The following is a 12,487-nucleotide window of genomic DNA, read 5'->3' on the forward strand; positions in this document are numbered from 1 at the left end:
AGATGGCTTTCCCTTGCACGCGATTAATGCAACGACGGTTTGGCAGCCGCTTCGTCGGTTTTCTTGGTTTCGGTGAACAGCAGCAACGGAGCGACGCGCAGGTACTCCATCACTTCCATGTAGTCGCTTTCGCCGTCGTCGGACTCTTCCAGCGCGTCCTGTACCTGGGCAATAGCGGCCAGATCCTGCAGCACTTCAGTGGCTTCAGTGCTCAAGGCATATTCACGGCGGGTCAGACCGAAGCCAGTAAGGAAGCCCTGGCACCACTGGCCCAGTGCAGCCGCACGCTCGGTGAGTGGCGCGTCGTCGGTCGGCAGCAGCAGAACAACGGTCATGTCGTCGCTGGTAAGCTCGCCCTTGACCATCTCTTGCAGGCCGATCAAGGCGTTGCGAACGTTGTCTTGTGGCTCGCCTTCGAGCAGCTCGGCGGCGTCTGCCAACCAGCTGTCGGACTCGAAGCCGGCACCGGCGCAACTGCGGCCGAGCAACAGGCCATGCAGTTCGGCAGGCGAGACGGGATGGCCGCTGGTGCTCAGCAGGGTGGCAAAGGCTTGGTACGGAGAATTCTGAATGGGCATGGGCAGCTAGGCGCCAGACGGCGCTATGTCTAGAATGAAGGCCTTGTATCCTACATCGACAGACTCGCTAAGACTATTAAAGGCTGTCCGCCAGCCAGGCCTGTACGAAAACTCGCCGAGCGGCGATCAGGCAAGGCAAAAACAGGCGAGCAAGCGGAGTGTAGGGCCCTACATGAGCATTGCGAGCCTGTTTTTAACGCAGCATGATCGACGCGCAGGCAGTTTTGTACAGAGCCTGCCACCCATCAGACACAACCAGTGGACACAATGGAAGACACCGACCTGCAAGCGCTGATGGCCAGACTCGAACTGCTAATTACTCGAGTCGAGCAACTAAAGAGTCAGAATGGACTCCTATTAGCTCAGGAAAAGAGCTGGCGCGAGGAACGCGCGCACCTCATTGAAAAAAATGAAATCGCCCGGCGTAAGGTCGAATCGATGATTTCGCGCCTCAAGGCCCTGGAGCAAGACTCATGAGTTCAAGCAATAGCGTTACCGTGCAGATCCTCGACAAAGAATATTCGATCATCTGCCCCCAGGAAGAGCGCAGCAACCTGGTGAGCGCTGCCCGTTACCTGGACGGCAAGATGCGCGAAATCCGCAGCAGCGGCAAAGTCATCGGCGCCGACCGCATCGCCGTGATGGCCGCGCTGAACATCACGCACGATCTTCTGCACAAGGAAGAACGCCCGGATGTACAGGCCAGCGGCTCGACCCGTGAGCAGGTTCGCGACCTGCTGGACCGCGTCGATCTGGTACTGGCAACCGATCCGGATGTCACCAAGGGCTGATTCGCGTGACCGCTTGGGGTATACTCGCATCACTCCCTGGGGTGCTTGCCAGTTGACGACGTCCCTGAGCCGATTCGCACTACCCTGGAGGTTGCACGTTGGGCTGGTGTGCATGTCCGCTAGACGGAAAGCCTTAAAGCCTACTGCATCTTCCACCTTGAACTTTCGGGTTCAAGGGCTAAGTCGACAGCGGTTCATCCGGGGAGCCTGATTCCAGTCCGATGCCGGTTTAAATACCGGCATCGGCTTTTTTACGGGTACGCTTTAGTACTCGCACTTGCGAAGCCTGAATCCATGACCGAACCTGCGCTGCTGCCCCGCCCGCAACTTCGACGCATGCTGCGCAAGGCCCGCCGCGCACTGACACCCTGTCAGCAGCGCGAGGCCGCTCGCGGGCTGTATAAGCAATTGGCCCAGCACCCGCTGTTCCGCCGCGCAAAACACATCTCTCTGTACCTGCCCAACGACGGTGAAATCGATCCGCACCTGCTGACGCGTGCCGCGCAACGTCGGGGCAAGGCGATTTATCTGCCGGTGCTCAGTGCCTGGCCGCGAACCAAAATGGTGTTCCAGCGGATTCATCCCGGCGAAAAGCTTAAACCCAACCGCTTTCGCATCCCCGAGCCTCGGCACAACATTGCTCGACAACGCAAAGTCTGGGCGCTGGACCTGGTGTTGTTGCCGCTGGTGGGGTTTGACGATGTCGGCGGACGCCTGGGAATGGGCGGTGGCTTCTACGATCGAAGCCTGGCGTACCTGGCGCGCCGCAAAAACTGGCGCAAGCCGACGCTGCTGGGCCTGGCCCATGAATGTCAGAAGGTTCAACGATTGGCTCAGGCGAGCTGGGATGTACCGCTGCAGGGAACGGTCACGGACAAGGCGTGGTATTTCGCGGACTAGACGCCACTGATTTCAGCGGCGTCGAAAGACAGGTTCAGCGCTTGAAGGCCGACGGCTGTTGCTGTGCGATCTCGACGGGAGCATCGGGTTTGTTGTTCCACAGGCTTTGGGCATAGCCGGTGGTCACGACACCAAGGCCGAATAAAATTACCAAAATCCATAGTAAATCCGGTTTGCGTTTCATCGATTGCCCCCCAAAGGCACATCAACACGATGACAGCAGCGGTTTCCGTTGTAGGTGTAGGCCGTGCAGCAGCGTCAAGCTTAGAAGGCCGGCATTTTGCGACAACGTGAACCTACACGCAAACGCTGGCGTCAACCGACCGTCGGTTTGTCATAAAATTGCCCGACCACTTGCCCACTCACCTCGCAAGGAGCAAAACCATGGCCTATTGGCTGATGAAATCCGAGCCCGACGAACTCTCGATCAAAGACCTGGAGAAGCTTGGCCGAGCGCGCTGGGACGGGGTTCGCAACTACCAGGCGCGTAACTTCCTGCGGGCCATGGCGGTGGGTGACGCGTTTTTCTTCTATCACTCCAGCTGCCCGGAGCCGGGAATTGCCGGGATCGGCAAGATTGTCGAAGCCGCGTACCCGGACCCGACGGCGCTGGAGCCTGAGAGTCATTACTTCGACCCGAAGGCCACTGCCGAGAAAAACGCCTGGAGCGCGATTGATGTTGCGCATATCGAGACGTTTCCCAAGGTGCTGCAGCTCGATTATCTGAAGCAGCAAACGGCGCTGGCCGAGATGCCACTGGTGCAGAAGGGTTCGCGGCTGTCGGTGATGCCAGTGACAGCCGAGCAGTGGGCGGCGGTGATTGCATTACGGGCATGAGCGATGTAGCGACAGCAAGAATGCCTTCGCGAGCAAGCCCGCTCCCACATTAAACCGAGTTGCTGGATAAGTACGCGGTCAACTGTGGGAGCGGGCTTGCTCGCGAAAGGGTTAGCCCGGACAGCAAAAGACTTATTGAATGATCAGGTTGTTGAACAACAAATCCTCAACCACCGGCTTGCCGGTCTCGTCGTTCATCACTTGCTGAGTCTGCTTCAAGGCTTCCTGACGCAGTTTTTCCTTGGCTTCAACATTGTTCATGGCTTCAGTGGTCTGCTGCGCAAACAACGCCACCAGCTGATTGCGGATCAATGGCTCATTGGCCTTCACCGCTTTGGTCGCTTCTTCACCGGTCACCCGCAACGCCACATCGGCCTTGTAGACCTTGAGCTTCGGCGTGCCGTCCAGCCCATAGTTGCCCACGAATGGCGGGCTCAGGGTGATGTAATTGACCTTCGGGGCTTCACCTTCTTTGGCTTCTTCGGCCATCGCTGCCACAGGCAGAGACAGGGCCAGCAACAACATGATCCACGCTTTCACAATTCGCTCCTTATCCGGTTTGCGGCCAAGCATAACGACCCGCCGCTCAAGCACAAGCTTATGGCTGACTATCAGGGTCGGGCATGCTCGTTGACCCAATGACTCACACACCTACACTTATCGGCCATCACTCCCAAAGGAATAGCCCTGATGAAAGCCGTGCTGTGCAAAGCCTTCGGCCCTGCCGAATCGCTGGTGCTGGAAGACGTCGCCAGTCCTGTCGCGAAGAAGAATGAAATCCTGCTGGACGTGCACGCGGCTGGGGTGAATTTCCCGGACACGTTGATCATCGAGGGTAAATACCAGTTCAAACCGCCCTTCCCGTTTTCGCCGGGGGGCGAAGCGGCCGGGGTGGTCAGCTCGGTGGGCGAAAAGGTCAGTCACCTCAAGGTCGGTGACCGGGTCATGGCCCTGACTGGCTGGGGCAGCTTTGCCGAGCAGGTCGCGGTGCCGGGCTACAACGTGCTGCCGATCCCGTCATCGATGGACTTCAACACTGCTGCCGCATTCAGCATGACCTACGGCACTTCGATGCACGCCCTCAAGCAACGGGGCAACCTGCAACCCGGTGAAACCTTGCTGGTGCTCGGCGCTTCCGGTGGCGTCGGCCTCGCCGCCGTGGAAATCGGCAAAGCCATGGGCGCTCGCGTCATAGCCGCCGCCAGCAGCGCGGAAAAACTCGCGGTAGCCAAGGCCGCCGGCGCCGATGAGTTGATCAACTACAGCGAAACCAGCCTCAAGGACGAGATCAAACGCCTGACCGATGGCCAGGGCGCCGACGTGATCTACGATCCGGTGGGCGGCGACCTGTTCGACCAGGCCATCCGCGCCATCGCCTGGAACGGCCGTCTTTTGGTGGTCGGTTTCGCCAGCGGACGAATCCCCGAGCTACCCGTAAACCTGGCGCTGCTCAAAGGTGCCGCAGTAATCGGGGTGTTCTGGGGCTCCTTCGCCCAACGTCAGCCACAGGACAACGCGGCAAATTTCCAGCAACTGTTTGGCTGGTTTGCCGAAGGCAAGTTGAAGCCGCTGGTATCCCAGGTTTATCCCCTGAGCAATGCGGCGCAGGCCATCAATGATCTTGGCCAGCGCAAGGCGGTCGGGAAAGTGGTGGTTCAGGTTCGCTGATCGTTTACTCACCTACTTGATCTAAACCGGGTCCTAGCCCTGCGACCCGGTTCCGCCATCCTCATACCGTCCTGCATTTATATATGAGCGACATGTTCATAAAAGAACATGCGATCTCCAACATTTCCCCTGTTTGGCCGATGTGAAGCGGTGCTATTTTCGGTAACGAAACTGTAACATTCGCATCCGCAGTCAAAACAAGAAATCTGGAGCTCTTGAATGTTTGCTTTCTTTCGTCCTGCCGCACATCAGGCTCCATTGCCTGAAGAAAAAATAGACGACACCTACAAACGACTTCGCTGGCAGATCTTCGCCGGGATTTTCATTGGGTATGCGGGTTACTACTTGCTGCGCAAGAACTTCACCCTGGCATTCCCGGATCTGATCGCCCAAGGCTATACAAAAGGCCAACTCGGGGTGGCGATGTCGGCGATTGCGATCGCCTACGGCCTTTCCAAGTTTTTGATGGGGATTGTGTCCGACCGCTCCAACCCTCGTTACTTCCTGCCCTTTGGCCTGATCGTGTCCGCCGGGGTGATGTTCGTATTCGGTTTCGCACCCTGGGCGACGTCCAGCGTGACCATGATGTTCATCCTGCTGTTCATCAACGGCTGGGCGCAAGGCATGGGTTGGCCACCGAGCGGGCGCACCATGGTGCACTGGTGGTCGCAGAAAGAACGCGGCGGTGTGGTTTCGGTATGGAACACCGCGCATAACGTCGGCGGCGGCTTGATTGGTCCGCTGGCGATACTCGGCATGGGCTGGTTCAACGATTGGCACAGCAAGTTCTATGTGCCGGCTGCGGTGGCGTTGCTGGTCGCTGTATTTGCCTTCATTGTCATGCGCGATACCCCGCAATCGACGGGCTTGCCGCCCATCGAGAAGTACAAGAACGATTACCCGGAAGGCTACGACGCCAGCCACGAAGAAGAATTCAGCGCCAAGGACATCTTCGTCAAATACGTGCTGCGCAACAAAATGCTCTGGTTCATCGCGCTGGCTAATGTCTTCGTCTACTTGTTGCGCTACGGCATTCTGGATTGGGCGCCGACCTACCTTAAAGAGGTCAAGCACTTCGACTTCGACAAGACGTCCTGGGCTTACTTCCTGTACGAGTGGGCAGGCATTCCCGGCACGCTGCTGTGCGGCTGGATGTCGGACAAGATCTTCCGGGGCAACCGTGGCCTGACGGGCATGGTGTTCATGGCACTGGTGACCGTTGCAACGATCGTTTACTGGCTGAATCCGCCGGGTAACCCGATGGTCGACATGATCTCGCTATTCGCGATCGGCTTCCTGATCTACGGCCCGGTGATGCTGGTCGGCCTGCAAGCGCTGGAGCTGGTACCCAAGAAAGCAGCGGGCACGGCTGCCGGTTTTACCGGTCTGTTTGGTTATCTGGGTGGTTCAGTCGCGGCCAGCGCCCTGATGGGTTACACGGTGGACTATTTCGGCTGGGATGGCGGCTTCATCCTGCTGGTCGTCGCCTGCCTGCTGGCGATGGCGTTCCTTGCACCCACCCTGGGTCACAAGAACGTCGCCAGTCAGAGCCGCGAAGCGATCGCCTGATCGGCCTTTGATTTGCAGCGCTTGAGCCGCGCCTCCAGATTCCGGTCTGGCATGGCGTGGCTACGCAAGGCGTGCGCAGTCTGCTCGACATACTCGCGAGTGGTGCCATAACGCCCGCAAGCGCTTTCGAACACCTGGCTCAGCACATGATCCGGCAAGTTGCCGGCATAGCTGGGCAGGTGCCGCTCCAATACAAATCCCAATGCCTGAACCTGGCTTCCGTCTTCAAGACGGCAGTTAAGCCAATGTGGGCGATAGGACGGAAATGGCATTTCACGCTGCCAGAGCGCATAAAGCGAAGCTTCGAGTTGTTCTTCGGGCAAGCGATAGGCAAACCCGCTGCATGAGCCGCCGCGATCCAGGCCAAACACCAGCCCGGGCACTTCCGGCGTACCGCGATGTTCGTGGGACCATAGGTATAAACCGCGATGGTAGCCATGCACGCGACCGCGCACTCTCTCAACCGCCGCACATTCAGGACGCCAGATCAGCGAACCATAAGCGAACAACCAGACCGGCCCACCCTTGTGGCGTGCCATGGTCGCCTGCATTGAGCCGAGTAATTGTTCGTGCGTGAGCTGCGGCCCCAGATCGAGCCGCGGAGGGTAAGCCAGATTCAAAAAAGCAGATTCAATGGCGCTCATGGCGAATAGCGTTCAGCTCCCCGCGCGGGTAAAGAATTACTTAATAGAACGCACCGCTGTAACAATAAGGCACATATGTTTTAAGGCAATTTAAGTGCCATGGCGGCGCTCTGAAACTTATTGCCTGAATGAGATATAACCTACCGGCATTTATATAAATCTATAAATACCGATCGGCTATATGGGGAGTTATAACGATTTAAAATCGAGGATCAAGATCGGGGCGCATAAGCGAAAACATCCGCGCGCATTTGATGGGCATCCATCCCCGCTTCGACCAGCGCATCCAGCGTGCCATAGACCATCGCCGGAGAGCCGCTGGCGTAGACGTGCAGGGCTTTCAGATCAGGGAAGTCTTCACACACCGCCTCATGCAACATGCCGCAGCGCCCTCCCCAGCCGCATTGATCGCTGACGACTTTATGCAGGAACAGATTGGGCAGCTTCAACCATTCGTCCCAATGCTCAATGTCATAAAAGTCTTCGGGACGACGCACACCCCAATACAGATGCACCGGATGCTTGAAACCCGTGGCCCGGCAATGTTCGATCAGACTGTGGATCTGGCCCATGCCGGTACCGGCAGCAATCAGTACCAGTGGACCGTCCGGCAATTCCGCCAGATGGGTGTCGCCGAATGGCATCTCGATGCGCACCATCGAGTTGCGCTGAAGCTGTTCGATCAGGCTCAGCGCACTGCTTTCGCGCGCCAGCACGTGAATTTCCAGATCGCGGCCGGAATGCGGTGCAGAGGCCAGGGAGAAGGCGGACTTCTCGCCGTTCTCACGCTCGATCATCAGGTACTGACCGGCGTGATAGCGCGGCGACTTGCCCGCAGGCGCACGCAGACGCACGCGCCAGGTATCGCCGCCGACGTCTCTACATTCAATGACCTGACACGACACGCTGCGCACCGGCAACTCTCCCAGCGCGAGCACGCCATCCCACAGCACGATGCAGTCTTCCAGCGGCTCTGCAATGCAAGTGTAGAACTCGCCGTGGTCGCGCACATCGCCGGCCTGTTCGACCCGCCCTTCCACCAGCAACGCGCCGCACACATGGCAATTGCCGTTGCGACAGCTCTGCGGGCATTCATAGCCCAGGCGCCGCGCGCCATCGAGAATACGCTCGCCGGGCAGAATCTCTAGCACTGCTCCGGAGGGCTGCAAGGTTACACGCATCAATCTATTCCTAACTGATTCCAGATGGCATCGATCCGTTGGGTAACGGCTTCATCCTTGACGATAACCCGGCCCCACTCGCGAGTGGTTTCGCCTGGCCATTTATGCGTGGCATCGAGCCCCATCTTCGAGCCCAAGCCGGAGACCGGCGAGGCGAAGTCCAGGTAGTCGATCGGCGTGTTGTCGATCATCACCGTGTCACGCTTGGGGTCCATGCGCGTGGTGATGGCCCAGATCACGTCGTTCCAGTCCCGTGCGTTGATATCGTCGTCGGTGACGATAACGAACTTGGTGTACATGAACTGTCGCAAAAACGACCAGACACCGAGCATTACCCGCTTGGCATGGCCGGGATACGACTTCTTCATGGTCACGATGGCCATGCGGTACGAACAGCCTTCGGGCGGCAGGTAGAAGTCGGTGATCTCCGGAAACTGCTTTTGCAGGATCGGCACGAACACTTCATTCAGCGCCACCCCGAGAATCGCCGGCTCATCCGGTGGACGACCCGTGTAGGTGCTGTGGTAGATCGGTTTGATCCGGTGGGTGATGCGCTCGACTGTGAACACCGGGAAGCTGTCGACTTCGTTGTAGTAGCCGGTGTGGTCGCCGTATGGACCTTCATCGGCCATTTCGCCCGGATGGATCACGCCTTCGAGGATGATCTCGGCGGTGGCCGGCACTTGCAGGTCATTGCCGCGGCACTTCACCAGCTCGGTGCGGTTACCGCGCAACAGACCGGCGAAAGCGTATTCGGAGAGGCTGTCCGGCACCGGCGTCACGGCGCCAAGAATGGTTGCCGGGTCAGCGCCCAGGGCCACAGAGACCGGGAACGGCTGGCCAGGGTGTTTCTCGCACCACTCACGGTAGTCCAGCGCGCCGCCACGATGGCTCAGCCAGCGCATGATCACCTTGTTGCGGCCGATCACTTGCTGACGGTAGATGCCGAGGTTCTGGCGATCCTTGTTCGGCCCCTTGGTGACGGTCAGGCCCCAAGTAATCAGCGGACCGACGTCGCCCGGCCAACAAGTCTGTACCGGCAACATCGCCAGATCGACATCGTCGCCTTCGATAATCACTTCCTGGCAGATCGCGTCTTTGACGACTTTCGGCGCCATGGCAATGATCTTGCGGAAGATCGGCAGCTTCGACCAGGCGTCCTTCAGGCCCTTCGGCGGCTCGGGCTCCTTGAGGAACGCCAGCAGCTTGCCGATTTCGCGCAATTCGCTGACCGCTTCTGCGCCCATGCCCAGCGCCACGCGCTCGGGGGTGCCGAACAGGTTGCCGAGTACTGGAATGTCATAACCGGTAGGGTTTTCGAAAAGCAGCGCCGGGCCCTTGGCGCGCAACGTGCGATCGCAGACCTCGGTCATTTCGAGCACTGGGGACACTGGAACCTGGATGCGCTTGAGTTCGCCGCGCTTTTCCAGGCCGCTGATAAAGTCGCGCAAGTCGCGATACTGCATGCGTGAGCCTCGTGTTGGCCGTGGCGTTCGGGGCAGGCAGTTTAGCGCCGAACCCCTCTATTCAGAACCACGAACTGCCGGTTCATCAAAAATCAGATAGCAAAAAGCCGGGTTTCCCCGGCTTTTGCTGACTTTCTGCGATTTACTTGCGCTTCATCGACAGGAAGAACTCGTCGTTGGTCTTGGTCTGTTTCAGCTTGTCGACCAGGAACTCGATGGCAGAGACTTCGTCCATCGGGTGCAACAGCTTACGCAGGATCCACATACGCTGCAGCTCGTCGTCGGCCGTCAGCAACTCTTCGCGGCGAGTACCGGAACGGTTGATGTTGATGGCCGGGAACACACGCTTTTCGGCGATCTTGCGATCCAGAGGCAGTTCCATGTTGCCGGTGCCTTTGAATTCCTCGTAGATCACTTCGTCCATCTTCGAGCCGGTTTCAACCAGCGCGGTAGCGATGATGGTCAGCGAGCCGCCTTCTTCGATGTTCCGTGCAGCGCCGAAGAAACGTTTTGGTTTCTCCAGGGCGTGGGCATCGACACCACCGGTCAGTACCTTGCCGGAGCTCGGGATCACGGTGTTGTAGGCACGCGCCAGACGGGTGATGGAGTCGAGCAGGATCACCACGTCCTTTTTGTGTTCGACCAGGCGCTTGGCCTTCTCGATCACCATTTCGGCAACCTGCACGTGGCGGGTTGGCGGCTCGTCGAACGTCGAGGCAACCACTTCGCCGCGAACGGTGCGCTGCATTTCGGTCACTTCTTCCGGACGTTCGTCGATCAGCAATACGATCAGATGAACTTCAGGATTGTTACGTGCGATGTTCGCCGCGATGTTCTGCAGCATGATCGTTTTACCGGCTTTCGGCGGTGCAACGATCAGGCCGCGCTGGCCTTTACCGATCGGGGCGCACAGGTCGATGACACGACCAGTCAAGTCTTCGGTGGAACCGTTGCCGGCTTCCATCTTCATGCGCACGGTCGGGAACAGCGGGGTCAGGTTCTCGAAGAGAATCTTGTTTTTCGCGTTCTCGGGACGATCGTAGTTGATCGTGTCGACCTTGAGCAGCGCGAAATACCGCTCGCCTTCCTTTGGAGGGCGGATCTTGCCAACGATGGTGTCACCGGTGCGCAAGTTGAAGCGGCGGATCTGGCTCGGCGAGACGTAGATATCGTCTGGGCCGGCGAGATAGGAAGCGTCAGCGGAGCGCAGGAAGCCGAAGCCGTCCTGGAGAATCTCCAGCACGCCATCACCGGAGATTTCCTCGCCGCTTTTAGCGTGCTTTTTGAGCAGGGAGAAAATCACGTCCTGCTTGCGCGAACGGGCCATATTTTCTATGCCCATCTGTTCGGCCAATTCGAGCAGTTCGGTAATCGGCTTTTGCTTGAGTTCAGTCAGATTCATATAGGAATGACGTAATCATTTATGGAGGGGGGAAATTAAGCTTTTGGCTTAATGAGGCCGCGCCGCAGAGAAGGCGACAGGATCGCGTACTTATTCGAAAAGGAGTGCGTCGGCGACGGCTAGCAGGGGGCAGTGGAGAAACCAGTGCGGGGCCGAATGTACCACCTGAGTTTCGGAGCGTCTAGCCCTCAATAACGAAAAGGCCCCGCATTATGCGGGGCCTTTTCATGACGCTTTATAACAACGCTTAGATGTTGGCGTCGAGGAAAGCAGCCAGTTGCGACTTCGACAGCGCGCCGACCTTGGTGGCTTCGACGTTGCCGTTCTTGAACAGCATCAGTGTCGGGATACCACGTACGCCGTGCTTGGCCGGGGTTTCCTGGTTTTCGTCGATGTTCAGCTTGGCAACGGTCAGCTTGCCAGCGTAGGTGCCAGCGATCTCGTCCAAAACCGGGGCGATCATTTTGCAAGGGCCGCACCACTCAGCCCAGTAGTCAACAAGCACAGGGCCAGCAGCCTTCAGTACTTCTTCTTCGAAGTTAGCGTCGGTGACGTGCTTGATAAGATCGCTGCTCATGGATGTCTCCGGGTTGTAAGCAATAAAAAACGTGGCCCATCATAGCCGCCCTTCCCGTGTTCAGGAAGCCGCAGATGATTGAGTCTCGCTATGGTGGTCCATGAGTTTGGGTATAGCTCAAGTCATGAGGTGGCGGGAGCGACGAAAGCAATTCCGGTGCGCAGGGCGGCGTTGCGCACATGCTCTTGCATCGCCTTCTGCGCGGCGCCAGAGGCCCGACGAGCCAGCGCGCGGAGGATTTTACGGTGTTCCTGCCAGGTTTCCATGGCGCGTTCGGCCCGGATGAACGGTAGCTTCTGGCTCTCCAGGAAGATGTCGGCGCTGGCTGTAAGGATGCTCAACATCGCCTGATTGCCGCTGGCGAGAAGAATGCGCCGGTGAAACTCGAAATCCAGTCGCGCCGCTGCATCGAAATCAGCGGCACGCAGTTCGTTGCGCATGGCGGCGACATTGTCTTCCAGGGCATCGAGCTCATCGGTGCTCAGGGTCACAGCCGCCAGCCCGGCGGCAAAACCTTCCAGCGCGTAGCGCAACTGGAAGATGTCCAGCGGCGATGCCTGAGCCGCGAACGGCCAGCCCGGCGCCGCATCGCCACGGGGCAGATCGACCGGTGACTGCACGAACACGCCCTTGCCTGGCTGGATACTGATCACGCCCAGCGCACTCAGGGACGATAACGCCTCACGCAATGATGCCCGACTGACCCCCAATTGCACCGCCAGGTCCCGTTGCGAGGGCAAGGCATCCCCCGCCCCGAAACCTTGCTCGGTGATCAGTTTGCGTATGGCTTGCAGCGCCACTTCGGGTACGGCGCGGGAGATCGAGTTCATGGTTTTTTTTCAGACGAGCCAGGCCAATGAGCGGCTAGTTGTAA

15 protein-coding genes and 1 other RNA gene are annotated in these 12,487 nt (G+C 58.5%); 7 read left to right on the top strand and 9 right to left on the bottom strand.

The features are described from left to right. Positions 1 to 23 precede the first annotated feature (23 nt). On the bottom strand, positions 24 to 578 hold the full coding sequence (locus AB7M29_RS01715) for a YecA/YgfB family protein (RefSeq protein ID WP_454246211.1): 555 nt from the start codon (positions 576 to 578) through the stop codon (positions 24 to 26). A gap of 267 nt (positions 579 to 845) precedes the next feature. On the opposite strand from AB7M29_RS01715, the gene AB7M29_RS01720 reads away from it, so the two are divergent. The 4 genes from AB7M29_RS01720 to AB7M29_RS01735 all read left to right on the top strand — a co-directional run bounded on the left by AB7M29_RS01720 (position 846) and on the right by AB7M29_RS01735 (position 2,269). Continuing rightward, positions 846 to 1,055: a TIGR02449 family protein gene (locus tag AB7M29_RS01720; protein WP_007899405.1), complete on the top strand. Its 210-nt coding sequence runs from the start codon at positions 846 to 848 to the stop codon at positions 1,053 to 1,055. After that, positions 1,052 to 1,369 carry a cell division protein ZapA gene (locus tag AB7M29_RS01725; RefSeq protein ID WP_007942435.1) on the top strand — a complete coding sequence of 106 codons (318 nt, stop codon included), beginning with the start codon at positions 1,052 to 1,054 and terminating at the stop codon, positions 1,367 to 1,369. The genes AB7M29_RS01720 and AB7M29_RS01725 overlap by 4 nt, the downstream gene beginning before the upstream one ends. Positions 1,370 to 1,399: 30 nt before the next feature. Continuing rightward, a non-coding RNA gene (gene ssrS, locus AB7M29_RS01730) (6S RNA) lies at positions 1,400 to 1,578 on the top strand. Positions 1,579 to 1,663: 85 nt separating this feature from the next. Next, entirely contained in the window at positions 1,664 to 2,269 is a 606-nt protein-coding gene (locus AB7M29_RS01735) for a 5-formyltetrahydrofolate cyclo-ligase (RefSeq protein WP_217856816.1), read from the top strand. Positions 2,270 to 2,303: 34 nt separating this feature from the next. On the opposite strand, the gene AB7M29_RS01740 is transcribed toward AB7M29_RS01735, so the two are convergent. Beyond that, complete coding sequence (locus AB7M29_RS01740) at positions 2,304 to 2,453, bottom strand: hypothetical protein (protein WP_018927582.1); 150 nt, start codon at positions 2,451 to 2,453, stop codon at positions 2,304 to 2,306. 200 nt (positions 2,454 to 2,653) lie between these two features. Between AB7M29_RS01740 and AB7M29_RS01745 the strand changes: the two genes are divergently transcribed. Beyond that, entirely contained in the window at positions 2,654 to 3,106 is a 453-nt protein-coding gene (locus AB7M29_RS01745) for an EVE domain-containing protein (protein ID WP_454246212.1), read from the top strand. Positions 3,107 to 3,238: 132 nt separating this feature from the next. Here the strand turns inward: AB7M29_RS01745 and AB7M29_RS01750 are convergent, their stop codons facing one another. Continuing rightward, positions 3,239 to 3,646: a flagellar basal body-associated protein FliL gene (locus AB7M29_RS01750; RefSeq protein WP_038980837.1), complete on the bottom strand. Its 408-nt coding sequence runs from the start codon at positions 3,644 to 3,646 to the stop codon at positions 3,239 to 3,241. Between the two features lie 150 nt (positions 3,647 to 3,796). Here AB7M29_RS01750 and AB7M29_RS01755 point away from each other — a divergent pair, with 150 nt between their 5' ends. Next, positions 3,797 to 4,774, top strand: a complete 978-nt coding sequence (locus AB7M29_RS01755) for an NADPH:quinone oxidoreductase family protein (RefSeq protein ID WP_454246213.1) — start codon at positions 3,797 to 3,799, stop codon at positions 4,772 to 4,774. Between the two features lie 219 nt (positions 4,775 to 4,993). Next, a complete protein-coding gene (glpT, locus tag AB7M29_RS01760; protein ID WP_052964553.1) occupies positions 4,994 to 6,343 on the top strand; it encodes a glycerol-3-phosphate transporter in 1,350 nt (449 codons plus the stop codon). Here the strand turns inward: glpT and AB7M29_RS01765 are convergent. The 6 genes from AB7M29_RS01765 to AB7M29_RS01790 all read right to left on the bottom strand — a co-directional run bounded on the left by AB7M29_RS01765 (position 6,319) and on the right by AB7M29_RS01790 (position 12,443). Next, the gene (locus tag AB7M29_RS01765; RefSeq protein ID WP_038980835.1) at positions 6,319 to 6,987 is read right to left on the bottom strand and encodes a gamma-glutamylcyclotransferase; all 669 of its coding nucleotides are present in this window, start codon (positions 6,985 to 6,987) and stop codon (positions 6,319 to 6,321) included. The genes glpT and AB7M29_RS01765 overlap by 25 nt on opposite strands. A gap of 212 nt (positions 6,988 to 7,199) precedes the next feature. After that, positions 7,200 to 8,168, bottom strand: coding sequence for a CDP-6-deoxy-delta-3,4-glucoseen reductase (locus AB7M29_RS01770; protein ID WP_217856818.1), 969 nt, complete (start codon positions 8,166 to 8,168; stop codon positions 7,200 to 7,202). After that, positions 8,168 to 9,634: a 4-hydroxy-3-polyprenylbenzoate decarboxylase gene (ubiD, locus tag AB7M29_RS01775; protein WP_217856819.1), complete on the bottom strand. Its 1,467-nt coding sequence runs from the start codon at positions 9,632 to 9,634 to the stop codon at positions 8,168 to 8,170. Before ubiD ends, AB7M29_RS01770 begins: the two co-directional genes overlap by 1 nt. 142 nt (positions 9,635 to 9,776) lie before the next feature. After that, positions 9,777 to 11,036 carry a transcription termination factor Rho gene (gene rho / locus AB7M29_RS01780; RefSeq protein WP_007899384.1) on the bottom strand — a complete coding sequence of 420 codons (1,260 nt, stop codon included), beginning with the start codon at positions 11,034 to 11,036 and terminating at the stop codon, positions 9,777 to 9,779. Positions 11,037 to 11,283: 247 nt separating this feature from the next. Continuing rightward, on the bottom strand, positions 11,284 to 11,613 hold the full coding sequence (gene trxA / locus AB7M29_RS01785) for a thioredoxin TrxA (protein ID WP_007899382.1): 330 nt from the start codon (positions 11,611 to 11,613) through the stop codon (positions 11,284 to 11,286). A gap of 122 nt (positions 11,614 to 11,735) precedes the next feature. Beyond that, the gene (locus AB7M29_RS01790; protein WP_201061322.1) at positions 11,736 to 12,443 is read right to left on the bottom strand and encodes a FadR/GntR family transcriptional regulator; all 708 of its coding nucleotides are present in this window, start codon (positions 12,441 to 12,443) and stop codon (positions 11,736 to 11,738) included. Between the last annotated feature and the right edge of the window lie 44 nt (positions 12,444 to 12,487).

The sequence above is a fragment of the Pseudomonas sp. F-14 TE3623 genome (assembly GCF_053629015.1).

Excerpts from the sequence above, each read along its gene's own strand:
- AB7M29_RS01715 (WP_454246211.1), bottom strand. The coding sequence starts at position 578 with ATGCCCATTCAGAATTCTCCGTACCAAGCCTTTGCCACCCTGCTGAGC.
- AB7M29_RS01720 (WP_007899405.1), top strand. The coding sequence starts at position 846 with ATGGAAGACACCGACCTGCAAGCGCTGATGGCCAGACTCGAACTGCTA.
- AB7M29_RS01725 (WP_007942435.1), top strand. The coding sequence starts at position 1,052 with ATGAGTTCAAGCAATAGCGTTACCGTGCAGATCCTCGACAAAGAATAT.
- AB7M29_RS01735 (WP_217856816.1), top strand. The coding sequence starts at position 1,664 with ATGACCGAACCTGCGCTGCTGCCCCGCCCGCAACTTCGACGCATGCTG.
- AB7M29_RS01740 (WP_018927582.1), bottom strand. The coding sequence starts at position 2,453 with ATGAAACGCAAACCGGATTTACTATGGATTTTGGTAATTTTATTCGGC.
- AB7M29_RS01745 (WP_454246212.1), top strand. The coding sequence starts at position 2,654 with ATGGCCTATTGGCTGATGAAATCCGAGCCCGACGAACTCTCGATCAAA.
- AB7M29_RS01755 (WP_454246213.1), top strand. The coding sequence starts at position 3,797 with ATGAAAGCCGTGCTGTGCAAAGCCTTCGGCCCTGCCGAATCGCTGGTG.
- glpT (WP_052964553.1), top strand. The coding sequence starts at position 4,994 with ATGTTTGCTTTCTTTCGTCCTGCCGCACATCAGGCTCCATTGCCTGAA.
- AB7M29_RS01765 (WP_038980835.1), bottom strand. The coding sequence starts at position 6,987 with ATGAGCGCCATTGAATCTGCTTTTTTGAATCTGGCTTACCCTCCGCGG.
- AB7M29_RS01770 (WP_217856818.1), bottom strand. The coding sequence starts at position 8,168 with ATGCGTGTAACCTTGCAGCCCTCCGGAGCAGTGCTAGAGATTCTGCCC.
- ubiD (WP_217856819.1), bottom strand. The coding sequence starts at position 9,634 with ATGCAGTATCGCGACTTGCGCGACTTTATCAGCGGCCTGGAAAAGCGC.
- rho (WP_007899384.1), bottom strand. The coding sequence starts at position 11,036 with ATGAATCTGACTGAACTCAAGCAAAAGCCGATTACCGAACTGCTCGAA.
- trxA (WP_007899382.1), bottom strand. The coding sequence starts at position 11,613 with ATGAGCAGCGATCTTATCAAGCACGTCACCGACGCTAACTTCGAAGAA.
- AB7M29_RS01790 (WP_201061322.1), bottom strand. The coding sequence starts at position 12,443 with ATGAACTCGATCTCCCGCGCCGTACCCGAAGTGGCGCTGCAAGCCATA.